This is a genomic window from Pseudomonas sp. YA1 (genome assembly GCF_058680555.1).
The window spans coordinates 66,872-89,765 of record NZ_JBZWBG010000019.1; the positions used below are offsets into that span (position 1 = coordinate 66,872).

General features: G+C 67.1%; 18 protein-coding genes. 14 read left to right on the plus strand and 4 right to left on the minus strand.

Going from position 1 to position 22,894, the window contains the following annotated elements; all coding sequences use genetic code 11:
• Positions 1-4: 4 nt before the first annotated feature.
• Positions 5-967, minus strand: coding sequence for a threo-3-hydroxy-L-aspartate ammonia-lyase (locus tag AC4OR5_RS24430; RefSeq protein ID WP_003090528.1), 963 nt, complete (start codon positions 965-967; stop codon positions 5-7).
• A gap of 355 nt (positions 968-1,322) precedes the next feature.
• Between AC4OR5_RS24430 and AC4OR5_RS24435 the strand changes: the two genes are divergently transcribed.
• The 10 genes from AC4OR5_RS24435 to AC4OR5_RS24480 all read left to right on the plus strand — a co-directional run bounded on the left by AC4OR5_RS24435 (position 1,323) and on the right by AC4OR5_RS24480 (position 10,985).
• A complete protein-coding gene (locus AC4OR5_RS24435) occupies positions 1,323-2,165 on the plus strand; it encodes a transporter substrate-binding domain-containing protein (protein WP_003090529.1) in 843 nt (280 codons plus the stop codon).
• 69 nt (positions 2,166-2,234) lie between these two features.
• Positions 2,235-3,056, plus strand: coding sequence for an amino acid ABC transporter ATP-binding protein (locus AC4OR5_RS24440; RefSeq protein ID WP_058134622.1), 822 nt, complete (start codon positions 2,235-2,237; stop codon positions 3,054-3,056).
• A 12-nt stretch (positions 3,057-3,068) separates the two neighbouring features.
• On the plus strand, positions 3,069-3,740 hold the full coding sequence (locus AC4OR5_RS24445) for an amino acid ABC transporter permease (protein WP_003090531.1): 672 nt from the start codon (positions 3,069-3,071) through the stop codon (positions 3,738-3,740).
• Between the two features lie 12 nt (positions 3,741-3,752).
• Positions 3,753-4,418: an amino acid ABC transporter permease gene (locus AC4OR5_RS24450; RefSeq protein WP_058155745.1), complete on the plus strand. Its 666-nt coding sequence runs from the start codon at positions 3,753-3,755 to the stop codon at positions 4,416-4,418.
• Between the two features lie 27 nt (positions 4,419-4,445).
• Entirely contained in the window at positions 4,446-5,324 is an 879-nt protein-coding gene (gene dapA, locus AC4OR5_RS24455) for a 4-hydroxy-tetrahydrodipicolinate synthase (protein ID WP_003110100.1), read from the plus strand.
• Positions 5,325-5,380: 56 nt separating this feature from the next.
• A complete protein-coding gene (locus AC4OR5_RS24460; RefSeq protein ID WP_003090534.1) occupies positions 5,381-6,424 on the plus strand; it encodes a 4-hydroxyproline epimerase in 1,044 nt (347 codons plus the stop codon).
• Positions 6,421-7,701, plus strand: a complete 1,281-nt coding sequence (locus AC4OR5_RS24465) for an NAD(P)/FAD-dependent oxidoreductase (RefSeq protein ID WP_058155747.1) — start codon at positions 6,421-6,423, stop codon at positions 7,699-7,701. Before AC4OR5_RS24460 ends, AC4OR5_RS24465 begins: the two co-directional genes overlap by 4 nt.
• Positions 7,698-9,176 carry an aldehyde dehydrogenase family protein gene (locus AC4OR5_RS24470; protein ID WP_003090537.1) on the plus strand — a complete coding sequence of 493 codons (1,479 nt, stop codon included), beginning with the start codon at positions 7,698-7,700 and terminating at the stop codon, positions 9,174-9,176. The genes AC4OR5_RS24465 and AC4OR5_RS24470 overlap by 4 nt, the downstream gene beginning before the upstream one ends.
• 10 nt (positions 9,177-9,186) lie before the next feature.
• Positions 9,187-10,230 (plus strand): proline racemase family protein, encoded by a 1,044-nt coding sequence (locus AC4OR5_RS24475; RefSeq protein WP_003090538.1) that lies wholly within the window; start codon positions 9,187-9,189, stop codon positions 10,228-10,230.
• Between the two features lie 50 nt (positions 10,231-10,280).
• Positions 10,281-10,985: a GntR family transcriptional regulator gene (locus tag AC4OR5_RS24480; protein WP_003110102.1), complete on the plus strand. Its 705-nt coding sequence runs from the start codon at positions 10,281-10,283 to the stop codon at positions 10,983-10,985.
• A gap of 9 nt (positions 10,986-10,994) precedes the next feature.
• Here AC4OR5_RS24480 and AC4OR5_RS24485 read toward each other — a convergent pair whose 3' ends face one another.
• From AC4OR5_RS24485 to AC4OR5_RS24495, 3 genes are read right to left on the minus strand one after another with little or no spacing between them, the layout of a single operon-like run.
• Positions 10,995-11,186, minus strand: coding sequence for a hypothetical protein (locus AC4OR5_RS24485; RefSeq protein WP_003090543.1), 192 nt, complete (start codon positions 11,184-11,186; stop codon positions 10,995-10,997).
• A complete protein-coding gene (tse5, locus tag AC4OR5_RS24490; RefSeq protein ID WP_058160143.1) occupies positions 11,183-15,136 on the minus strand; it encodes a type VI secretion system effector Tse5 in 3,954 nt (1,317 codons plus the stop codon). The genes AC4OR5_RS24485 and tse5 overlap by 4 nt, the downstream gene beginning before the upstream one ends.
• Before the next feature lie 49 nt (positions 15,137-15,185).
• Positions 15,186-17,255: a type VI secretion system tip protein TssI/VgrG gene (locus tag AC4OR5_RS24495; protein ID WP_058160144.1), complete on the minus strand. Its 2,070-nt coding sequence runs from the start codon at positions 17,253-17,255 to the stop codon at positions 15,186-15,188.
• Between the two features lie 265 nt (positions 17,256-17,520).
• Between AC4OR5_RS24495 and AC4OR5_RS24500 the strand changes: the two genes are divergently transcribed.
• From AC4OR5_RS24500 to pfeE, 4 genes are all read left to right on the plus strand, one after another.
• Positions 17,521-18,237 carry a response regulator transcription factor gene (locus tag AC4OR5_RS24500; protein ID WP_043102431.1) on the plus strand — a complete coding sequence of 239 codons (717 nt, stop codon included), beginning with the start codon at positions 17,521-17,523 and terminating at the stop codon, positions 18,235-18,237.
• On the plus strand, positions 18,237-19,577 hold the full coding sequence (gene pfeS, locus AC4OR5_RS24505) for a two-component system sensor histidine kinase PfeS (RefSeq protein ID WP_031685708.1): 1,341 nt from the start codon (positions 18,237-18,239) through the stop codon (positions 19,575-19,577). Before AC4OR5_RS24500 ends, pfeS begins: the two co-directional genes overlap by 1 nt.
• Positions 19,578-19,675: 98 nt before the next feature.
• Positions 19,676-21,916 (plus strand): siderophore enterobactin receptor PfeA, encoded by a 2,241-nt coding sequence (gene pfeA, locus AC4OR5_RS24510; protein WP_034026300.1) that lies wholly within the window; start codon positions 19,676-19,678, stop codon positions 21,914-21,916.
• Positions 21,917-21,935: 19 nt separating this feature from the next.
• Positions 21,936-22,850 carry a ferric enterobactin esterase PfeE gene (gene pfeE, locus AC4OR5_RS24515; RefSeq protein ID WP_058134374.1) on the plus strand — a complete coding sequence of 305 codons (915 nt, stop codon included), beginning with the start codon at positions 21,936-21,938 and terminating at the stop codon, positions 22,848-22,850.
• Positions 22,851-22,894: the final 44 nt, after the last annotated feature.

The following is a 22,894-nucleotide window of genomic DNA, read 5'->3' on the forward strand; positions in this document are numbered from 1 at the left end:
CCGGCTAGCCGCCGAGCAAGGCGCAGAAACGCGCCAGGTCGACGTTACCGCCGCTGAGCAGGATCCCGACCCGCTTGCCGCGCAATTCGTCCTTGCGCTGGCGGGCGGCGGCCAGGCCGAGGCAACCGGTGGGCTCGACCAGCAGCTTCATCCGCGCGGCGAGGAAGCGCATGCCATCCACCAGTTCGGCGTCGCTGGCGGTGAGGATGTCATCGACGTTGCGCTGGATCAGCGGGAAGGTGAGATTGCCCAAATGCTGGGTCTGGGCGCCATCGGCGAGGGTCTGCGGCGTATCGATATGCACGATGGCGCCGCTGCGCAGCGAACGCTGGCCATCGTTGCCGGCCTCCGGCTCCACCCCGTAGATCCGGCAGGCCGGCGCCAGCGCGCGGATCGCCAGGGCGCAGCCGGAGAGCAAGCCGCCGCCGCCGAGGGGCGCGAAGAAGGCGTCCAGCGGACCGACTTCTTCGAACAGTTCCTTGGCCGCGGTGCCCTGCCCGGCCAGCACGTCGGGGTGATCGTAGGGCGGGATCAGGGTCAGGCCATGGCGCTGCGCCAGGTCGCGGCCGATCTGCTCGCGATCTTCCGTATAGCGGTCATAGAGCACTACCTGCCCGCCGTAGCCACGGGTCGCCTCGATCTTCACCGCCGGCGCGTCGGCCGGCATCACGATGGTCGCCGGGATCCCCAGCAAGCGCGCCGAGAGGGCGATGGCCTGGGCGTGGTTGCCGGAGGAGAACGCCACCACCCCGGCGGCACGCTGCTCGGCGGAAAACCGCGACAGCGCGTTGAAGGCGCCGCGGAACTTGAACGCTCCCATGCGCTGCAGGTTTTCGCATTTGAAGAAGACTTCCGCGCCGAGTTCTTCGTCGAGGGTACGCGAGGACATCACCGGCGTGCGGTTGGCATGCCCGGCGATCCGCGCGGCGGCGGCGATCACATCGTCGTAGGTAGGCAGGTCGTGCATGGTCGGTTCCTTGAACGCGGGAAGGATGACTGGCCGGCGCCTCGCGCAGGGCGCATGGGCGAAACGCCCGTCCGCCGACCCGCCACAAGATTACCAGTGGGAAGCCGCCAGCAGAGCCTCGGCGAACGTATCGCGGGCGCCTGGAGAGCGAAGGCGTGCGACTGGTTCCAGCGGACGGGCTCGCCTGACCGATCAGTCGCGACTGGCGAACGAATCAGCCGTGAGCTGTTGACAGGACTCGTGTGTTGAAAATACTCTGCATACATTGCTGCACACAGCATGGAACACAACGAAACACGCAGCGATAGGTTATTTGCCCTTCTGCCTACAAGAACAAATCAACGGAGAGGTCAAAATGGTTCGTTTGCTTCCTCGCTCCATCCGTCACCTACTGGTCTGTGCGGGTGCCCTCGGCATCCTGCTCGGCCACGCCCCTTCCCAGGCCGCCGACGATGCTTCTCTGTGGCAGAACGTACAGAAGGCCGGCGTGCTACGCTGCGGCGCCGCGGTCGCCGCGCCGTATGTCATGCGCAATGCCGGCAGCGGCCAATACAGCGGTTACTTCGTCGACCTGTGCCGCAACTTCGGTGAGAAAGTGCTGAAGGTCAGGGTGGAATTCGTCGACACCAACTGGGACAACCTCGTCGCCGGGCTGCAGAGCGGCAAATGGGACCTGGCCATGGCCCTCAACCAGACGCCGGAGCGGGCCCTGGCGGTATCCTTCTCCGCACCAGCGACCGATTACCAGGTGTCGCTGGTGGTCAACAAGGAAAACCCCAAGTTCAGCGGGGCAGGCAACGCCATCGCAGATTACGACAAGCCCGGTGTGACCTTTGCGGTGATGTCCGGCACAGCCCAGGATAAGGCGATTTCCAATGTCGTCAGGCAAGGCCGCGTGATGCGCCTGCCAGGCATGGACGAAACCCGCCTTGCCCTGATGTCGCGGCGTGCCGACGTGCTGGTCGATGCCAGCGACACCAACCATCTGTACACGCTGGCCAACGCCTGGGCGAAAGAGGTCCTGCCCCGGCCGGCGCTGGCCAAACAGGGCGTCTCCTTCGGTATGCGCCGCGACGTTTCGGCAGCGGACCTGCAGGTTCTCAACATCTACCTGACCCAACGCCGCGAGACCGGCGAGATCGACCGGCTGGTGGACGAGGCGTCCGCCCAGGTCAACGCCCAGGCTTCCGCCCAGTAATCCTGCTCAGCAGATCCCGACTCGCATAGCGGGCTGCCTCCCCACTGGCGGCCCCGGAGAAGTCCTGCAATGAACATTCCCCGTTTGGTGGCTACCCAGCCACAGGTTCCGCTCGCCTCGAACATCTCCCTCGACGGCGACTTCATCCAGTTGCGCGGCGTCCGCAAGACGTACGGCGAACAACTGGTGGTAATGGACGACATGAACCTGGACATGCGCGCCGACGACCGCCTGGTGATCATCGGCCCGTCCGGTAGCGGCAAGAGTTCCCTGCTCCGGGTGCTGATGGGCCTCGAAGGCATCCAGGGCGGCACCATCTCCTTCCAGGGCAAGCCCTACATCAACGGCGAGCGACGCCACGGCAAGCCGCTGGACGAATCCCTGCGTACGCAGATCGGCATGGTCTTCCAGCACTACACCCTGTTCCCGCATCTATCGGTGCTGGGCAACCTGATCCTCGCACCATGCAGGGTCCGCGGCTGGTCCAGGGCCGAGGCCAGCGCAAAGGCCCACGCCTACCTTGCCCGCCTGGGCCTGGAAAACAAGTTGCACGCCTACCCCAGCCAGCTTTCCGGCGGCCAGAAGCAGCGCGTGGCGATCGCTCGCGCACTGATGCTCGAACCCCGGCTGATGTTGTTCGACGAAGTCACTTCGGCGCTCGACCCGGAGATGGTCATCGAGGTGCAGAACGTGATGCTGCAACTGGCCGAGCAGAAGATGGCGATGATCATCGTCACCCACGACATGCATTTCGCCCGTCACATCGCCACCCGAGTGGTGTTCTGCGCGAATGGCAAGGTGGTCGAGCAGGGCCGCCCCGAACAGATATTCAGCCAACCCAGGGAAACCCGCACCCGCGAGTTCCTGGAAAAGGTCGTGCACCTGGACTGAGGAGGCGGCGTCGTGAACTACCAGTTCGATTTCCACTTTCTCGGCGGCAGCCTGCCGGCATTGCTCGATGGCCTGAAGGTCACTCTGGAGTTGGCGCTGGTGTCGAACCTGATCGGTCTCGTCGCCGGATTCGGCCTGAGCCTGATGACGCTCAGTCGCTGGTTCTTCATCCGCTGGCCGGCGCAGCTGTTCGTCGAATTCTTCCGCTGCACCCCGGCGCTGCTGCAGATCGTGTGGTTCTTCTACTGCTTGCCGATGCTCTTCGGCCTGTTCATCGAGCCCATCGTCATGGGCTTTCTGGCCCTGGGTCTGAATCTCACCGCGTTCAACGCCGAAGCCTACCGGGCCGGCGTACAGGCGGTGCCGCGCGAACAGCTGGATGCCAGTACCGCCCTCGGCCTCAAGCCCTGGCAGCGCACGCTCCACGTGGTGCTGCCACAGGCCCTGCGCAGCGCAGTACCGGTGCTGATGACCAATGGCATCGGCAGCCTGCAGCAGAGTGCTCTGGTGGCTATCGTCGCGGTTTCCGACCTGATGTACGTGGGCAAGAGCCTGGCCACCGAGGCCTACCGTCCGCTGGAAACCTACACCCTGATCGCCCTCGTCTATTTCGCCCTGTCGCTGCCCGTCGGCCAGTTGGTGCAGTACCTGGAGCGGCGCCAGGATCTGGCCGTGCAGCGCTGAGGAGAAACCGCCATGCAGCTCGACTTCACCCTCGTTTTCGCCTATTGGCATGTGCTGCTCAAGGGCCTGGGCCTGACCCTCGCTTTCACCCTGGGCTGCGCATTGCTCGGCAGCCTGGCCGGCTTCGGCCTGGCCCTGCTGCGCAACGTACGCAGCCGTCTGCTGAAGGTCCCGGCGATACTCTTCGTCGAATTCTTCCGCGGCACGCCATTACTGATCCAGCTGTTCTGGGTGTTCTTCTGCTTTCCGGTGGTGTTCGGCCTGGATATTCCGCCCTACGTCTCGGTGGCCATCTCCCTGACGCTGTTCATGACGGCGATCACCAGCGAGACCTTCCGCGGCGCGCTGAAATCCATCGCCGCCGAACAGCACGACGCCTGTGTCGCGCTGGGCCTGACCATGCGGGTCAAGGTGTTCTACGTGGTTTTCCCGCAGGCCCTGCTGCGCGCGGTTCCACCGCTGCTGTCGAACCTGGTCAGCCTATTCAAGGAGAGCGCTCTGATCTCCTCCGTCGGCGTCGCCGACCTGATGTTCGTCGGCCAGAACATTTCCAACAGTACCGCGCGGCCAGTGGAGTTCCTCTCCGCCGTCGCCGTCATCTATTTCCTCGTCGCCTTCCCGCTGACCCGCCTGGTCGGCATGGTCGAGGCGCGGATGCTCAGACGCTTCGCCTATTGACCCACCCCACCGAACCGGAGACGCACCATGCACATGCAAGGCATCCTGCCCGCTCTCGTCACGCCCTTCGACAAATCAGGGGCCGTCGATCACGACACTCTCGCCTCGATCATCGAGTACCAGCTCGAGGCCGGCGTCAGCGGTTTCGTACCCCTGGGCTCCACCGGCGAGTACTACGCCCTGACCAACCCGGAGCGCCGCCAGGTGCTGGCTACCGTCAAGGAAGTGGTTGGCGACCGCGCCCTGCTGATCGCCGGCGCCAACGGCTCCTGCACCCGCGAGGTGCTGGAGCAGGTCAGGCAGACCGTCGATGCCGGCTACCACAACCTCCTCATCGCCCCACCCTACTATGCACTGCCGTCGCAAGCCGAGCTGATCCAGCACTACAAGACCATTCTCGAGGCCTTCCCCGAGATCAACCTGGTGCTCTACAACTACCCGGTGCGCACCAACGTGGAAGTCGGCTACGAGGTGCTCGGCGCGCTTGCCGACCACCCACGCGTGATGGGTATCAAGGAGAGCAGCGGCAACCTGCTGCGCGCCATCGAGATAGGCGAAACCTACAAGGGCAGGCTGCAACTGTCCTGCGGCTCGGACGACCAGGCCCTGGACTTCTTTATCTGGGGCGCCAGCAGTTGGATCTGCGGGCCGGCCAACTGCTTCCCGGACCAGGTGGTGGACTTCCACCGCAAATACGTCTCCGGCGACCTGGCCGGCGCACAGGCCGTGGTGCGCTCGCTGTTCCCGGTGATGGCCAGCATGGAAGCCGGCAAGTTCGTGCAGAAGGTCAAGTACGGCTGCGAGCTGGCCGGCTTCGCCGCCGGCGAAGCGCGCGCCCCGCTACTGCCGCTGAGCGATCAGGAGAAGACCGAGTTCCGCAAAGTCTTCGAGGCGTCCCAGCGCTGAGCACCCCCGCACCGGTACCCCGCCATAGGTGGCGGCGGTACCCCAAGGAGCCCGAGATGACCCGTCATACGTTCCGCTGTATCGAAGGCCATACCGAAGGCATGCCGGTGCGCATGGTGATCGCCGGTGCACCCGAGCTGAGCGGCGCCAGCATGAGCGAGCGGCGCCGGCAGTTCGTCGCCGAGCACGACTGGATTCGCCGCGCGCTGATGCTCGAGCCACGTGGCCACGGCCACATGTCCGGCACTCTGCTCTATCCGCCGCTGAGCGCGGAGGCCGATTTCAGCCTGCTGTTCATCGAGACGTCCGGCTGCCTGCCGATGTGCGGGCACGCCACCCTGGGTTCGATCGCCTTCGCCCTGGAAAGCGGCCTGGTCGAACCGCGCACGGCAGGCGAAGTGCTGGTGGACGTTCCGGCCGGGCAGGTTCGCGCACGCTATCGGATGGAAGGCGGCAAGGTTGGCTCGGTGCGTTTCACCAACGTGCCGAGCTTCCTCCTGCTACGCGACCTGACGGTCCAGTTGCCGGCCTTGGGCGAGTTGCGCCTGGACATCGCCTACGGCGGCAACTTCTACCCTATCATCGAGCCGCAACCGAACTACCCCGGTTGCGAGCACTTCAGCCCGCAGCAACTGCTGGAGTGGGGGCGCGAAGTGCAGCGGCGAATCAACCGCGAGTTCACCGTGGTCCATCCGCAGGACCCGAGCATCCGCGGCGTGCGGCACTGCATGTGGACCGGCCGCCCCCTGGCGGCGGACTCCGACGGGCGCAGCGTGGTGATCGCCGGCGACAGCCTGGTGGACCGCTCGCCCTGCGGTACCGGTACTTCCGCACGAGTCGCCCAACGCCATGCGCGGGGGCTGCTGGCGCCCGGCGAGGTGTTCCGCCACGAAAGCCTGATCGGCAGCCGTTTCGACGCGCGCGTCGAGTCCGCCACCGAACTGGCCGACGGCACCCCGGCGGTGTATCCGAACATCGAGGGCCGCGCCTTCATCACCAGTCATTCGGAGCATCATGTGGACCGCAGCCACCCCTATTGGAACGGCTTCAGCCTGGAAGACTTCTCCGGCACAGCCCATCACGACGAGAACCTGAAATGAACGGATCGCAGGCCCCTGTCCAGGACGCGGTGGTCATCGGCGGCGGCATCGTCGGCGTCTGCTGCGCGCTCTACCTGCAACGCGAAGGCTACCGCGTCATCCTGGTCGACCCCGCCGCTCCCGGCGACAGCACGGCGAAATGGAGTTGCGGGCAGATGGCGGTGAGCGAGGTGGTACCGCTGTCCAAGCCGGGCATTCTGATGAAAGTCCCTGGCTGGCTGTTCGACCAGCAGGGTCCGTTGGCCCTGCGCCCCGGCGCCCTACCGGGCATCTTGCCCTGGTTCCTGCGCTTCGTCGCCTGCGCCAGGCATTCGAAGATCACCGAGATCGCCCGCGACCTGGCGCGGCTAACCCATCGCGTCTACGAGGACTACGCGCCCTTGCTGGATGCCTGCCCAGACAGGAACCTGCTGGGCCAGCGGCCGATCATCGAGGTGTTCGACTCCCCCGCCGCCCTGGTCCGCGAACGTCCGCATCTGGAGCTGCGTAGGAGCCTGGGATTCAAGTCCGAAGAACTGGACGCCGCCGCCATCGGCGATCTGGAACCGGCCCTGGCCGGAAAGTTCGACCATGGCCTGCTGTTCCCCGACTGGCGCGCGGTGAGCGACACCGAAGGCTTCATCGCCGCGCTGACCGAAAGCTTCATCGCCCAGGGCGGCATCCGTCTACGCGATGAGGTCCGTCGTATCGACGAGAGCGCCGACCGCGCCAGCGGTGTAACCCTCGCCGGCGGCCAGCGCCTGCCGGCCAGCCTGGTGGTGGTCGCCGCCGGCACAGGCTCGCGGCGCTTCTTCGGGCAGTTGGGAGTCGCCATTCCGCTGGTCGGCATCGCCGGCTACCAGGCCGTATTACCCGCGCCCGGCGTGGAAATCCGTCACTCGGTGATCTACGCCGACGGTGGTTTCTGCTTCAGCCCCATGACCCGCGGCCTGCAGATCGGCGGCACTATCGAATTCGCCGGCCCCGACGCCGAGCCGAACTTTCGACGCGCCGAAATCATCCTGGAAAAAGCGCGCCGCGTGTTGCCTCGATTGAAAACCGAGCAGGTCGAATTCGGCGTCGGCTACCGGCCGTTCCTGCCCGATACCAAGCCGGTGATCGACCGCTCGCCGCGCCTGAACAACGTGCTGATGGCCTTCGGCCACGGCCAACTCGGCCTGACCCTCGGCGCCACCACCGGCCGCCTGGTCACCGACCTGGCCGCGGATCGCCAGCCGGCCCAGGACCTGACGCCTTTCTGCGCCCATCGTTTCGCCCTTATCGGAGGACTCGCATGAACTATCAGCAGCTCTATATCGACGGCCAGTGGATCGCTCCCGCCAGAGGCGGCAGCTTCGAGACCTTCGATCCGAGCGACGAATCGTTGCTCGCCCGTGTCGGCGCCGCCACCGCCGAAGACATCGATACCGCGGTCAAGGCCGCCCGCGCCGCCTTCGACGACGGTCCCTGGCCGAACCTCGCCGGTGCCGAGCGCGCCGCCGTACTGCGACGCATCGCCCAGGGCATCCGCGGCCGCCAGCGGGAGCTGGCCGAACTGGAGGTACGAGACAATGGAAAGCCGCTGCCCGAAGCCCTGTGGGACATCGACGACACCGCCGGTTGCTTCGATTTCTACGCCGACCTCGCCGAACGGCTGGACACGAACCGGGAGCGGCAGATCGCCCTGGCCGACGAGCGCTTCAGTGCCGTGGCGCGCAGAGAACCCGTCGGGGTGGCCGGCGCGATCATCCCCTGGAACTTCCCGATGCTGATGGCTTCCTGGAAGGTCGCACCGGCACTGGCCGCCGGCTGCTGCATGGTCCTCAAGCCTTCGGAGCTGACCCCGCTGAGCGCCTTGCACCTGGCTGAAATCGCCCATGAGGCCGGCTTGCCGGCGGGCGTGCTGAACGTGGTCACCGGTCTCGGCGCGGACGCCGGCGCACCGCTGGCCGAGCACCCGGATATCGACAAGCTGGCCTTCACCGGCAGCGTCCCCACCGGCAGCCGGATCATGCAGGCCGCGGCCCGCGACATAAAGAACATCAGCCTGGAACTGGGCGGCAAGTCGCCCTTCGTGATCTTTGCCGACAGCGACCTGGAAGCCGCGGTGGAGTGGATACTGTTCGGCATTTTCTGGAACCAGGGCGAGGTCTGCTCCGCCACCTCCCGTGTGCTGGTGGAGCGCGCCCTGTACCAGCCCCTGCTCGAACGCCTGGCCGAGGAAGCCCGCAAAATCACCATCGGCAACGGCCTCGAGAAAGGCGTCCTGCTCGGTCCGCTGGTGAACAGGACCCAGTACGACAAGGTGCTGCAGGCCATCGCCCGTGGCCACGAGGATGGCGCGCGGCTGGTCTGCGGCGGCAAACGCCCGGCCGGCCTGGACAAGGGTTTCTATGTACAGCCCACGGTATTCGCCGACGTGCCGGAAGACGCCTGGATCTGGAACGAGGAAATTTTTGGGCCGGTGGTCTGCGTGCGCCCTTTCGACGACGAGAAGGAAGCCGTACGTTCGGCCAACGCCTCGCGCTTCGGCCTGGGTGCCGCAGTGATGTCCCGCGACCTGCAGCGCTGCCAGCGCGTCGCCCGCCGCCTTCGTGCCGGAATCGTCTGGATCAACTGCTCGCAGCCGACTTTCACCGAGGCGCCCTGGGGTGGCTACAAGCACAGCGGCATAGGACGCGAGCTGGGCGAATGGGGCCTCGACAACTACCTGGAAACCAAGCAGATCACACGCTACGACAGCGACCGCCCCTGGGGCTGGTATATCAAGTGAGGTAGGAACGATGCGCTGGAAGAAAACGCTACAACTGGCCGAGGTGCACTGCGAGGGCGAGATCGGCAAAGTGATCACCGGCGGTGTGCTCGGCATCCCCGGCGCGACCATGCTGGACAAGATGAACCACATCAACCGGGTGGACGATAGCCTTCGCCGCCTGGTGACGCTGGAGCCACGCGGCTGCCTGCAGATGTCGGTGAACCTGCTGCTGCCGCCGACCCGCCCGGAGGCCCACGCCGGCTTCATCGTGCTTCAGGCCGACAAGGCCCACCCCATGTCCGGCAGCAATTGCATCTGCGTGGTCACCGCTTTGCTGGAGCTGGGCATGTTGCCGATGCACGAACCGGAAACCACCGTCGTGCTCGACACCCCGGCCGGCCTGGTCACCGCCCGCGCACGCTGCTCCGACGGGCGCTGCCTGAGCGTTTCGCTGGACATGGTAGCGTCCTTCGTCGAGCAGCTCGACGTTTGCATCGACGGCGACGCGTTCGGCCCGCTGACCCTCGACCTGGCGTTCGGCGGCGTCTATTACGCACTGGTGGACGTCGACCAGGTCGGTCTGCGCATCGCTGCGGAGAACGCCCGCCACTTGGCCGACGCCGGAGTCCGCCTGAAGGAACTGATCAACCGCCAGGTGCGCGTACGCCACCCCTTGTATGCCGGGATCGACGAAGTGGCCTACGTGATGTTCCGCAAGCGCCTGGACGCCCGCACCTACCAGACCTGCACCACCTTGCCGCCGGGTCGGGTCGACCGCTCGCCCTGCGGCACCGGCAGCTCGGCCAACCTGGCGACGCTGAGTGCGCGCGGCCTGGTACAGGTCGGCGAACGGCTGCTGTCGCGCTCCATCATCGGTGGCGAATTCCAGGTCGAGCTGCTCGGCCATACCGAGGTTGGCGGACGACCTGCGATTCTCCCCCGAGTGGAAGGACGCGCCTGGCTGTATGGCCTGCAGCAGCTCGGCATCGATCCGGACGACCCGCTGGCAGCCGGATTCATGCTCAGCGATACCTGGGGTCCGGCATTCCCGAGGCCGACCACGCCACGCTAAGATGACGGGCTGGTCTGTATGACACAGTCCGCGAACACCGAGACCTGATGATGGGCAAAGAGCAAGAAACCGAAAGCGGCGGACGGCGCCATGGCGGCCGCTACATCTACGAGGAACTGCGTCGGCAGATCCTCACGCTGAAGCTCAAGCCCGGCGTACAACTGGACGAAGTGTCTCTGGCCGCACAGTTCGGCCTGTCCCGCTCGCCGGTGCGCGACGCCCTGGCGCGCCTGGTCACCGAAGGCCTGGTGACCATCCTGCCCAACCGAACCACCCTGGTCACACCGTTCGAGATCGAGGAATTCCCCAACTACATCGCCGCGCTGGACCTGATCCAGCGCGCAGTGACACGCCTGGCGGCCAGCCAGCACAAGGAGGACGACCTGGAGAACATCCGTCGGGCCGACGCCGCCTACATGGAAGCGGTCGCCAGCGGCGATTTCCAGGCCATGTCGGAACTGAACAAGGCGTTCCACATGAGTGTCGCCGAGGCCGGCCGCAACCCATATTTCATCAGCTACTACGAGCGCCTGCTGGGCGAAGGCCAGCGCCTGCTGCACCTGCATTTCGACCACATCGTCAGCTCGGCCAGCTCGATCAAGCTGGGCCGCGACCACGACGAGATCATCGAAGCCATCACCGCACGCGACGCCGACGCCGCGGAAAAGGCCGCCCACGAGCACACCATGCTGTTCCAGCGGCGCTTCCTCGACTACATGCAGCAGAACCTCACGGCCAGGATGTCGGTGAGCTGAACCGACGGCTCACTCGTCCAGGTAGCCGTCCCTGATGCCCTTCGAGCGGCGGTAGAGGTAGAGCCCGAGGCGCAACACGACGAGCACGCCGAAGAACACCCCGACGGTCACCCAGGTGTTGCCGAAGAACCATTCCAGGCAGACGTAGAGCAACGCCAGCGGTATGCAGACGAGGGTCATCAGCAGGTAATGCTTGATCATTGCGGCGGGCACTCCTCTTCTTCGTCCTTCAGTGGGCATTTGACGATCTGCTTGCCCGTCTGCCAGGCGGCCTGGGTGGCCACGGCCTTCTTGATGGTATCGGCATGGGCGGCCTTGCGCGCGGCCAGCTTGGCCGCGCGGTTGGCGGTGTTGGCCGCCTGTCCGGAAAGGGTCCTGATCGCCTTGGCGGACTGCACCACGGTCTTGCCGGTGCTGAGCATGCCCGGCGCCACGGTGCCAATGGCCGCCGAGGCGCCGACGTGTTTCCAGTTGATGTCGATGCACTTCCACTTGATATCGGTGAGGTCGCGATCGTTGTCCCAGTTGTCCTTCATCTGCCCCAGCACCTGCTTGCCGGTCTGCATCCCCAGCTCGATGCCGGCGCCCAGCGCCGCTCCGATCGCGGCGCGGGCGGCGAAGGCGCCGATCACCACCAGCGGGATGATCAGGCCGGTGGGATCGTAGGCCAGCGTGGGCGCGTTCAGCGCGTAGGCATAGGGGTTGGGCCCACCGCCCAGGCCGAGCGGGTCCTGGCTGGCATAGCGCCCGGCTTCCGGCAGGTAGTAACGGTAGCGGTTGTAGTAGAGGCCGCTTTCTTCGTCGTGGTACTGCCCCTGGAAGCGGATCGGCTGCGCACCCGGCTGTCGTTCCGGCGCCACCGCCCGCCAGTCGTCCGGAACGCCCTGCCAACGCAGTTGGCCACGTTCGTCGCTCAGTTGCAGGGGGGTACCGAGGTGGTCGGTGTGGAAGAAAGCGACCCGCGCCTCGCCCAGCGCCGGCACGCATTGCGCCGGCAGCGGCTGGCCCTCGGCGGCGAACGCCTGGCGCAGTTGCAGCAGCTCCGGGGGATCGGGCTCGCAGGCCTGCTCCAGGCGCAGCAACGGGACGAAACCGCCCGGTTCGTGAACGGTGGTGCGCAGTTCCCGCGCAAAGGCTTCGGCGCATTGGCGATCGCCGTCCCAGCCGAAGCGCACCTGCTGTTCGACACCCTCGCGCAGCACCACCTTGGCGATCCGTCGCGACAGCGCGTCGTAGCGGTAGCGCGCCTCCAGCCGCGTGCCGTCGGCGCAATCGCGCAACAGATGGACCAGGCGCTGCGCGCCGTCGTAGGCCAGGCGCAGGCGCTCGCCGTCGGCGCCGATACGCTCGACCAGGTTGCCCAGCGCATCGAAGCGATAGCGGTTGCCGGCGATCCTCTCCACGCGGTTGCCGGCCCAGCGCGCCGGACCTTCGCCGGCCTGGCTCGCGCGTGCCTCGGAGCGACTGAAACCGGAGCGGTACAGTTCGTTCTCGGCGAATGCCTGGCGAGCGTCCTCGCGCGCATGCTCGCCGACGCCCTCCAGGCGGTTGCCGGCGGCGTCGTAGCGGTAGGCGCTGGCCGCCGCGCCAGCGCGCCGGCTGGCCAGTAGGCGACCGCCGAGGTCGTATTCGTAGCGCACCGACGGATACTGGTTGTCGTCGATGCCGACCAGTTGTCCAAGTCCGTCGTAGCGATAGCCGCGCTGCCAGTCGAAACCGCCGGCCAGACGCAGACGGCTGCGCTGCAGGCGTCCCAGCGGCGCGTGCTGGCGCTCCTGGGTGAACAACGCGTCATCCTGCCCGTCACGGCGGGCGTCGCGACGCACCTCGCGGTGCAGGGCGTCGCGCTCGAAGGCCAGCTCGACCGCACCGACCAGCGCGCCGTGCAGATGACCCGGGCCATAGGTCAGCCAGGCGACCGGCGGCGCGTCGCCGTAGCGGCTGGTCTGGCGCACGCCCAGCGCATCGTGGCTGTGCTCGACGCTGTAGACCCAACCGTCGGCATGTACCTGGCTTTCCAGGCGCAGGTTACCGACCTCGTCGTACGTGTAGCGCACCTCGCAATCCGCCCCGCCGGCGCTGGCCAGGCGGCCGTCGGGCAACCAGCGGTAACGCTCGACCAGGGCCGGTGCGTGCTCGGTGGCGGGAACCCGGATGCTCGCCAGGCGGCCGTCGCGGTCGTAGGCATAGGTGGTCTCGCGACCGTCGGCATCCTCGCGGGCGACCAGTTCGTCAGCGGCGTTGTAGCGATAGCATTGGCGACGACCGTCGAAACCGGTCTCTTCCACCAGACGGTCCAGCAGGTCGTAGCGGAACTGCGCCTGGACGCCGTTCTCGTTGGTCAGGGCGACCAGCCTGCCGGCTTCGTCGTGCAGGTAGGACAGTTCGCCGCCGCCGGCGTCGGAAACCCGCGCCAGCAGATCGCCGTGGCCCCAGGAAAACAGCGTGGCGTGCCCCTCGGCATCGGCGATACCGGTCTGCCGCCCAAGGGCGTCGTATTCATAGCTCAGGGCGCTGCCGTCGGCCAATTCCAGGCCGATCAGTTGTCCCAGCGGGTCGTAGCGGCGCCGGGTCAGTTGTCCCAGCGGGTCGCTGCTGGCGACCAAACGCCCTTCGTTGTCGTAGTCGTAACGCCAGACCTGGCCGGAACAATCGGTCAACGCCGCCAACAGGCCGAAGCGGTTCCACTCCAGGCGCCGCTCGCCGCCGCGCGGGTCGACGATTCGCGTCGGGCGGTCGGGCAGGCGCGGGTCTTCGTAGGCGTAGCGGGTGCTGCCGGCCGGGCCGCGCACCGTCGTCGCATTGCCCCGTTCGTCGCGCTCGAAGGTCCAGCGGCGCTGCATCGCGTCCTCCAGCTCGACCAGCAGCCCGGTCTCTTCGTCGACGCGCTTGCGATAGCGCGCCTTGCCCGGCGACTCCTCCTCGAGCATCCGCCCCTGGCCATCGCGCCGGCGCCGCGTCTCCCGCCCCAGCGGGTCGCGCATGGCGACCAGGCGGCCGAACAGGTCGTAGTCGAACTCGCTACGGCTGCCGTCGGCCCTGACCAGCGCGGTCCAGCGCCGCTGCCCACCCTCGCCGGCGAACTCGTAGCGTTCGACGCGGCCGAGGCTGTCGCTGACCTCGGTGGCATCGCGCAGGTAGCGGAAGGTACGGGTCAGGCCGCCCGCCTCGATCTGCTTCACGACCCGCCCGTGCGGAGCATGGACATCCCACTCGTAGCGAACCTCCAGCCCGCCCGGCTCGCCGTGGGCGACCAGCATGTGCTCGCGCCAGGCGAATACCCGGACCACCTGGCCGAGGCGGTCGCGCACGGCGATCAGGTCGCCGCTGTCGCTGAACTGGTAGCGCACCAGCCAGTCGAGCCCCGGGCTCTGCGGATCGATGTAGTCCGGCGGCGGTCCGTCGTGGCTGGCCAGGATCACGCCGAACAGACGCAGGCCATCGTCGCCCTCGCTCGGCTCGCAGGCCTGCTGGTAGACCAGAGCATAGCTGCGCCCGGCGCTGTCGCGCACGCCGGTGAGCAGGCCACGTCCGCTCCAGCGGAACTCGGTGCGGTAGCCGGCGCGGCCGAAGCTGGCCTGCAGGCGCCAGATACCGTCGGGGCAACGCTGGAAATGCAGGTAGCTGTGGCCGGACAGCACCAGCACGGAGCCCTCCTGCGTCTGCAGTTCGGCCGGCACCGCCGCCCAGCGCCCGCGCCAGGCCTGCGCTGCGCCGCCGTTCGAACCGCCGCGGCGCAGCCACAGCTCCTCGCTGCCGGAATAATGCTGCGCGCCGGGAGCCAGCGCGGGAAAGCCGATCCGGCGGCCCTGGGCGTCGACCAGCACGCAGGCGTCTTCGCTCAGTTCCAGGTACATGCTCTCGCCCGGCAGCCACCAGCCCCGGCCGAGCCGGCCGATACGCGGGTTGCTCGACAGGTAGCCACGGGCGAAGGTGAAGGTGTCCGGCGCAGCCAGGGCGAAATCGACCTCTTCCGGCAACAGCTTGCTGCCGAGCATCGGGTTGACCGGCTTGCCCACCAGCGGCACGCAGGCGGACGCCCGGTCGGCCAGGCCGACCGCGCTGCTGCCGACGTGCACGGTGGGCGAGCCGGTGGAGATAACCCCTCCCGAGACTTTTTCGCCGACATGGGAAACCGGTAGGCCACTCATCTATCCATCCTTCCTTGGGAAAAGCCGCGACAGGACATCCGCCCGCCGCTCAACAGTTGATATCGACATTGGGCGAGAGGATCTCGATCTCCCCCGGGGTCAGGCGGATCGTGCTCTGGCCGCAGCGCAAGAGGATCTCGCGGTCGGCGGTCAGCTCGATGCGCTGGCTGCCGAGGGTGATGCTCTGACCGTCCAGGGTGATCTTCGAGCCATCGTCGCTGCCGCCCACGCTCACTTCGTAGCTATCGCCCACCGACAAGGTCTTCTTCTTCATCACCTGGGTGCTCTGGTTCAGCCCGACCACGGTGTTCATCATCATGCCGACGTTCAGGCTGTAGCCGAGCCCGACGTTTTCCATGCGCCCCATGCCGACGTTCTGCAACGAGGCCATGAGGATGGTTTCCGTCTTGTTCATGCCGATCCTGACCGTCTCGTTGCGGTCGACCGTCTTGCTGCGGTTGGCATGCACGGTGATGGTCTCGTTGTTGTCCACGGTCTCGGTGCGATCGTGCTTCACATGCACCGTCTCGTCGTGGTCGATGGTCTTGGTCCGGTCGTGGCCGACCCAGTGGCTCTCGTCGTTCTCGACCTCGATGTCCTGGTTCCTCTCGGCATGGATGAACAACTGCTCGGCGCCCTTCTTGTCCTCCATGCGGATCTCGTTGAAGTTGGCCGGCGTGCCGCCCTTGCTCGAACGGCTCTTGGTGCCGCTCTGGGTAGCGTTCGCCGGCAGCTCGTAGGGCACCGTCTGCTCGGCGTTGTAGACCCGCCCGGTGATGATCGGCCGGTCCGGGTCGCCTTCGAGGAAGCTGACGATCACTTCCTGGCCGATCCGCGGGATCTGCACCGAGCCCCAGTTCTTCCCCGCCCAGGCCTGGGAGACGCGCATCCAGCAGGAGCTGTTCTCGTTGGACTGGTCGTGGCGATCCCAGTGGAAATGCACCTTGACCCGGCCATACTGGTCGGTCCAGATCTCCTCGCCCTTGGGCCCGACCACCACCGCGGTCTGCGGGCCGCGCACCACCGGCACCGGGGTCGACGGCAAGGGGCGGAAAGCCTGGCCGGCGTCGATACAGTCCAGCTCGCTCTCGAACTGCGCGCCGCCCCCGCCATTACCGGTCTCGTAGAGTTCCTGGACTACCCGGTACTCGGCGCCAACCACCAGGTATTCGCGGTTCTGGTCCAGGCGCGGGTAGTTGCTCAGGTGGAACAGATGGCCCGCCCCGATACCCCTGGCGCATCCCCGCAGGCGAACTCGCTCGTACTGGGTCTGGATCGCCTCGATGCGGGTCCGTGCATAGTGTTCGCCGTCCTGGCTCTGCACATACTCGCCAGGGTAGTCGTAGAGCGGGTAGTCGGCCGCGGCATGGGCGCGCCCGACATTGGAGCGCACTTCCAGGCGGGTGCCGGGACGCTGGAAGTCGTAGTCGTTGAGGCTCAGCGAGCCGGGCTGGACCTCGCGCGCCATGTGCCAGTCGAAGAAGTGGTCGCGCTCGCGATGGCCGAGGCTCGGCGGGTAATAGGGCACGCTGGTGTAGCCGGCCGGGCTGTGGTGCGCGCCGTAGGCATCGGAGAGCACCAGGATGTGGCGCTTCTTTTCGTGGCGGAACCAGTAGTAGATGCCTTCCTGCTCCATCAGCCGGCTGACGAAATCGAAGCTGGTCTCGCGGTATTGCACACAGTATTCCCACTCGCGGTAGGAGCGGCTCAGGGCGTCCTCGAAGTCGGAGAAGCCGAGGTCGCGGAACACCTGCTTGATGATGTCCGGGACCTTCTGGTTCTGGAAGATGCGGCAGTCGGAGGTGCGCGTCAGCAGCCACAGCCAGGGCCGCAGGGTGACCTGGTAGCTGGCGAACTGGCCGGCGCCGGCGCCCTGGCTACAGCGCGCGACGATGCCGTGGAAATACCGCCGGCTGCCGCCGGGGAGTTCCAGCGCGAGGCTCATCGGCTTGCCCAACAGGGCATCCAGAGGCAAGGCGGGATTGCTCGAGACCAGTTCGAGCTCGTGGCTGAACAGCCGGCCCAGCTCTTCGCGACCCTCCAGCCGTTGCAGTTGCAGGACCTCGGGTCCCAGCGGGGAGTCCACGTGTACCAGGCGGGTGTGTTGGGAGAACAGCATGGGAAATCTTCCTTGATAGTCACCTGCGGCGGGCGGCCCGAACAACGCGCCAGCAGCGCGCCAGATGATCGTACAACCCCGTGCCGTCGCGAAAGGCTAGCCAATAGCCACGACACCCCTGCCCGCCTCCTGCGGACCCGCCGACCCTAAGCCAGAAAAAAAACCGAAGCAACGACGGCTTTGTCGAAAAGTATTTCCGCTCCGTGCGCGATGCGTCGCATTGGCCCATTGCCCGATCCCCGGCAAAAATGAGATATTCACGAACGTGAATCATTCTCATATCTCAAACCCATCTCCCCGCCTGCTGCTGGTCGAAGACGACCCGCGCCTGCGCGAGGATCTCGACGCGCATTTCCGCCAGCGCGGCTTCCGCGTGACCGTCTGCGGCGATGGCTCGCACGGGCTGGAAGCCGCCGGGCGCGAAGCGTTCGACCTGGTGTTGCTGGACATCATGCTGCCCGGCCTCGACGGCCTGGCCCTGCTGGAGTTGCTGCGCCGCGAGCAGGCCACGCCGGTGATGCTGATGTCGGCCCTGGGCGCCGAGCAGGATCGCATCAGCGGCTTCACCCGCGGCGCCGACGACTACCTGCCGAAGCCGTTCAGCCTGGCCGAGCTGGATGCCCGCACCGACGCCCTGCTGCGCCGCGTACGACTGGACCGCCTGCCGTCGGCGCAGCGGCGGGATACCCGGCTGGTGTTCGACGACCAGGCCCAGGATGTGCTCCACCAGGGCCTTCCGGCGGGGCTGACGCCATCCGAATACCGCCTCCTGGCGACGCTCCGCGAACACGCTGGCGAGGCGCTGAGCAAGCCGTTCCTCTACCGGAGCGTGCTGCACCGCAGCTACACGCGCCTCGACCGCGGTCTCGACGTGCACGTCTGCAACCTGCGGCGCAAGCTCGCCGCGGTCCCCGTCCGTCACCTGCAGATCCAGGCGGTGCGCGGCCAGGGCTACCTGCTGGTGGAGACGGAACACCCCTGATGCGCAGGCACCCGCTGTTATGGAAACTGGCGCTGCTGCAGGTCGGCTTCTGCCTGCTGCTGACCTGGCTGATCTACACCTGGGGCCTGTCGGTGGAGCGCAGCACCTACTTCCTCGCCCCGGCCGACCGCCACTACCTGGCGGATTACGCGCGGCAGGCGGAGGATGCCTGGCGCAGCGAGGGCGCCGCGGGCGCCGAACGCTTCCGCAAGGAACTGTCGGCGAAGGAAGATACCTGGGTGGCGCTGGTCGGACCGCACCTGGAAAGCCTCGGCAGCACGCCGCTGAGCGCCGAGGAGTCGAGCCACCTGACCTTCATGCGCAAGCTCGACTGGCCGATGAGCCGGCGCCTGCAGGACGAACTGCCGTACGTCAGCATCGAGTTCCCCGGACATCCCGAGCAGGGCCGGCTGGTAATCCAGTTACCGGAGCGCCTGCTGCCCGGCGGACTGACCCCCTGGACCCACCTGGTCACCCACGGCATAGTCCCGACCTTGCTGGCCGCCCTGCTCGGCCTGCTGCTCTACCGCCACCTGGTGGTGCCGCTGAACCGCTTGCGCGATCGCGCCGACGCCCTGCGCGCCGACGAACTGGAAAGCACTCCCCTCGCCGCACCGCTGGCGGCCCGCCGCGACGAACTCGGCGAGCTGGCCCAGGCCCTGGAGCACATGGCCGAGCGCCTGCGCCTGAGTCTCGCCCAGCAGCGCCTGCTGCTGCGCACCCTGTCCCACGAACTGCGCACGCCGCTGGCGCGCCTGCGCATCGCCCACGACAGCGAGCTACCGCCGGAACAGTTGCGCCAGCGCCTGGATCGCGAAATCGGCGACATGCAACGATTGCTGGAAGACACCCTCGACCTCGCCTGGATGGACACCGAGCGCCCGCAACTGCCCACCGAGCCGGTGCTGGCGCTGTCGGTGTGGGAAGCGCTGCGCGAGGACGCCTGTTTCGAAAGCGGCTGGGACCCGGCGCGGCTACCCTGCCGCTTGGGCGTCGACTGTCGCGTCGAGGTCCACCTGGACAGCCTGGCCCAGGCCATGGAAAACCTCCTGCGCAACGCCATCCGTCACTCGCCCGAGGACGGCACGGTCAGCCTCGACGGCGAGCGCGAGGGCGACTTCTGGCACCTGCGCCTGCAGGACCAGGGCCCTGGCGTGGCGGAAGACCAGTTGGAACGCATCTTCCTCCCCTACCAGCGCCTGGACGATAGCGCCGGCGAAGGTTTCGGCCTCGGCCTGGCGATCGCCCGGCGCGCCATCGAGCTACAGGGCGGCCGGCTCTGGGCCAGCAACGGCAAGCCCGGATTGTGCCTGCACCTGTGGCTGCCGGCGGCCGCCTGAGGGCGAAGTGTTTAGAAAGTTAATGCGCTTTACTCTCAAATAACAATCAATATCATTCGTGATCTCTTGCATTTCGCTGCATTGCCCGGAGATCACCGATGTCCTCACGCGCCCTTCCCGCCGTTCCCTTCCTGCTGCTGTCCAGTTGCCTGCTCGCCAACGCCGTACACGCCGCCGGCCAGGGCGACGGCTCCGTCATCGAGCTGGGCGAGCAGACCGTGGTCGCCACCGCCCAGGAGGAAACCAAGCAGGCGCCGGGAGTTTCCATCATCACCGCCGAGGACATCGCCAAGCGACCGCCGAGCAACGACCTGTCGCAGATCATCCGGACCATGCCGGGGGTCAACCTGACCGGCAACAGCTCCAGCGGCCAGCGTGGCAACAACCGGCAGATCGACATCCGCGGCATGGGCCCGGAGAACACCCTGATCCTGGTCGACGGCAAGCCGGTCAGCTCGCGCAACTCGGTGCGCTACGGCTGGCGCGGCGAGCGCGACAGCCGCGGCGACACCAACTGGGTGCCGGCCGACCAGGTCGAGCGCATCGAAGTGATCCGCGGCCCGGCGGCGGCGCGCTACGGCAACGGCGCGGCGGGCGGCGTGGTGAACATCATCACCAAGCAGGCCGGCGCGGAAACCCACGGTAATCTCAGTGTCTACAGCAATTTCCCGCAGCACAAGGCCGAAGGCGCCAGCGAACGGATGAGCTTCGGTCTCAACGGGCCGCTCACGGAAAACCTCAGCTACCGCGTCTACGGCAACATCGCCAAGACCGACTCGGACGACTGGGACATCAACGCCGGCCACGAATCCAACCGCACCGGCAAGCAGGCCGGCACCCTCCCCGCCGGTCGCGAAGGCGTGCGCAACAAGGACATCGACGGGCTGCTCAGCTGGCACCTGACGCCCGAGCAGACCCTCGAGTTCGAGGCCGGCTTCAGCCGCCAGGGCAACATCTACACCGGCGACACGCAGAACACCAACAGCAACAACTACGTGAAGCAGATGCTCGGCCACGAGACCAACCGCATGTACCGCGAGACCTACTCGGTCACCCATCGCGGCGAATGGGACTTCGGCAGCTCGCTGGCCTACCTGCAGTACGAGAAGACCCGCAACAGCCGGATCAACGAAGGCCTGGCCGGCGGCACCGAAGGCATCTTCGACCCCAACAACGCCGGCTTCTACACCGCCACCCTGCGCGACCTGACCGCCCACGGCGAGGTCAACCTGCCGCTGCACCTGGGCTACGAGCAGACCCTGACCCTCGGCAGCGAGTGGACCGAGCAGAAGCTCGACGACCCCAGCTCCAACACCCAGAACACCGAAGAAGGCGGCTCGATCCCCGGTCTCGCCGGAAAGAACCGCAGCAGCAGTTCCTCGGCGCGGATCTTCTCGCTGTTCGCCGAGGACAACATCGAGCTGATGCCCGGCACCATGCTCACCCCAGGCCTGCGCTGGGACCACCACGACATCGTCGGCGACAACTGGAGCCCATCGCTGAACCTGTCCCACGCGCTCACCGAGCGGGTCACCCTGAAGGCCGGTATCGCCCGCGCCTACAAGGCCCCCAACCTGTACCAGCTGAACCCCGACTACCTGCTCTACAGCCGTGGCCAGGGTTGCTACGGGCAAAGCACCAGTTGCTACCTGCGCGGCAACGACGGCCTCAAGGCCGAGACCAGCGTGAACAAGGAACTGGGCATCGAGTACAGCCACGACGGCCTGGTAGCGGGGCTGACCTACTTCCGCAACGACTACAAGAACAAGATCGAATCCGGCCTGTCACCGGTCGACCACGCCAGCGGCGGCAAGGGCGACTACGCCAACGCGGCGATCTACCAGTGGGAGAACGTGCCCAAGGCGGTGGTCGAGGGCCTCGAAGGCACCCTGACCCTGCCCCTGGCCGACGGCCTGAAGTGGAGCAACAACTTCACCTACATGCTGCAATCGAAGAACAAGGAAACCGGCGACGTGCTCTCGGTGACGCCGCGCTACACCCTCAACTCGATGCTCGACTGGCAGGCCACCGACGACCTCTCGCTGCAAGCCACGGTCACCTGGTACGGCAAGCAGAAGCCGAAGAAATACGACTATCACGGCGACCGTGTCACCGGCAGCGCCAACGACCAGCTCTCGCCCTACGCCATCGCCGGCCTCGGCGGCACCTATCGGTTGAGCAAGAACCTGAGCCTCGGCGCCGGCGTCGACAACCTGTTCGACAAGCGCCTGTTCCGCGCCGGCAATGCCCAGGGCGTGGTCGGCATCGACGGGGCCGGCGCGGCGACCTACAACGAGCCCGGACGGACCTTCTATACCAGCCTGACCGCGTCGTTCTGAGCCATAACGAGAAAGCCTGATGAGAACCTCCCTGCTCGTCGCCGCCCTGGGCCTCGCCCTGGCGGCGGCCCTGCCCGGCGGCGCGCCGCTGGCGCAACCGGACCCCGAGGCGACCATGGACCGCAGCCTGCTGCAACGCCAGGACCTGCCCTATCGCTTCAGCGCCGTGGACCTGGACTCCGTCGATGGCCAGCGGCATTACCGGCTGTGGCTCGGCCGACCGCTGCAGGCACCGCCCGCCGCCGGCTACCCGGTGGTCTGGATGCTCGACGGCAACGCCGCCGTCGGCGCCCTCGACGAGTCAACCCTGAGACACCTGGCCGACGGCGACGCGCCGCTGCTGGTCGCCATCGGCTACCGCACGCCGCTGCGCATCGACCGCGCCGGGCGTACCTTCGACTACACCCCCGCGAGTCCCGGCCAGGCCGATCAGCGCGACCCGCTCAACGGCCTGCCCAGCGGCGGCGCCGACGCCTTCCTCGACCTGCTGCGCGACGGCATGCGCCCGGCCGTGGCGGCGCAGGCGCCCCTGGACACTGCGCGACAAACCCTCTGGGGACACTCCTACGGCGGCTTGCTGGTGCTCCACGCACTGTTCACCCGTCCCGGCGAGTTCGCCCGCTACGCCGCGGCCAGCCCGTCGCTGTGGTGGCGCGACGGGGCGATCCTCGGCGAGCGAGCGGGGCTCGAACAGCGCCTGCGCGGAAAGCGCGCGGAACTCCTGCTCTGGCGCGGCAGCGCCGAACCGGCCAGCCCGCGCGGCTCGCTGAAAGCCGAGCCGGGCCAGGCGATGGCGCGGCTGGTAGATGACCTGCGCCGGGTTGCCGGGCTCACGCTGGACTTCCAGCCGCTCGACGGCCTGGGTCATGGCGAAACGCTGGGGGCCTCGTTGCGCCTTCTGCTCGCCCGTCCGGCGGTGGAACGCCAGCGCTGAAGGCGCACGCTCCCAGGAGGCCTTTACGCCGTCCCTTTCTTCCG

Coding starts and splice junctions, on each gene's coding strand:
- AC4OR5_RS24430 (WP_003090528.1), bottom strand. CDS start 967: ATGCACGACCTGCCTACCTACGACGATGTGATCGCCGCCGCCGCGCGG.
- AC4OR5_RS24435 (WP_003090529.1), top strand. CDS start 1,323: ATGGTTCGTTTGCTTCCTCGCTCCATCCGTCACCTACTGGTCTGTGCG.
- AC4OR5_RS24440 (WP_058134622.1), top strand. CDS start 2,235: ATGAACATTCCCCGTTTGGTGGCTACCCAGCCACAGGTTCCGCTCGCC.
- AC4OR5_RS24450 (WP_058155745.1), top strand. CDS start 3,753: ATGCAGCTCGACTTCACCCTCGTTTTCGCCTATTGGCATGTGCTGCTC.
- dapA (WP_003110100.1), top strand. CDS start 4,446: ATGCACATGCAAGGCATCCTGCCCGCTCTCGTCACGCCCTTCGACAAA.
- AC4OR5_RS24460 (WP_003090534.1), top strand. CDS start 5,381: ATGACCCGTCATACGTTCCGCTGTATCGAAGGCCATACCGAAGGCATG.
- AC4OR5_RS24465 (WP_058155747.1), top strand. CDS start 6,421: ATGAACGGATCGCAGGCCCCTGTCCAGGACGCGGTGGTCATCGGCGGC.
- AC4OR5_RS24470 (WP_003090537.1), top strand. CDS start 7,698: ATGAACTATCAGCAGCTCTATATCGACGGCCAGTGGATCGCTCCCGCC.
- AC4OR5_RS24475 (WP_003090538.1), top strand. CDS start 9,187: ATGCGCTGGAAGAAAACGCTACAACTGGCCGAGGTGCACTGCGAGGGC.
- AC4OR5_RS24480 (WP_003110102.1), top strand. CDS start 10,281: ATGGGCAAAGAGCAAGAAACCGAAAGCGGCGGACGGCGCCATGGCGGC.
- AC4OR5_RS24485 (WP_003090543.1), bottom strand. CDS start 11,186: ATGATCAAGCATTACCTGCTGATGACCCTCGTCTGCATACCGCTGGCG.
- tse5 (WP_058160143.1), bottom strand. CDS start 15,136: ATGAGTGGCCTACCGGTTTCCCATGTCGGCGAAAAAGTCTCGGGAGGG.
- AC4OR5_RS24495 (WP_058160144.1), bottom strand. CDS start 17,255: ATGCTGTTCTCCCAACACACCCGCCTGGTACACGTGGACTCCCCGCTG.
- pfeS (WP_031685708.1), top strand. CDS start 18,237: ATGCGCAGGCACCCGCTGTTATGGAAACTGGCGCTGCTGCAGGTCGGC.
- pfeA (WP_034026300.1), top strand. CDS start 19,676: ATGTCCTCACGCGCCCTTCCCGCCGTTCCCTTCCTGCTGCTGTCCAGT.
- pfeE (WP_058134374.1), top strand. CDS start 21,936: ATGAGAACCTCCCTGCTCGTCGCCGCCCTGGGCCTCGCCCTGGCGGCG.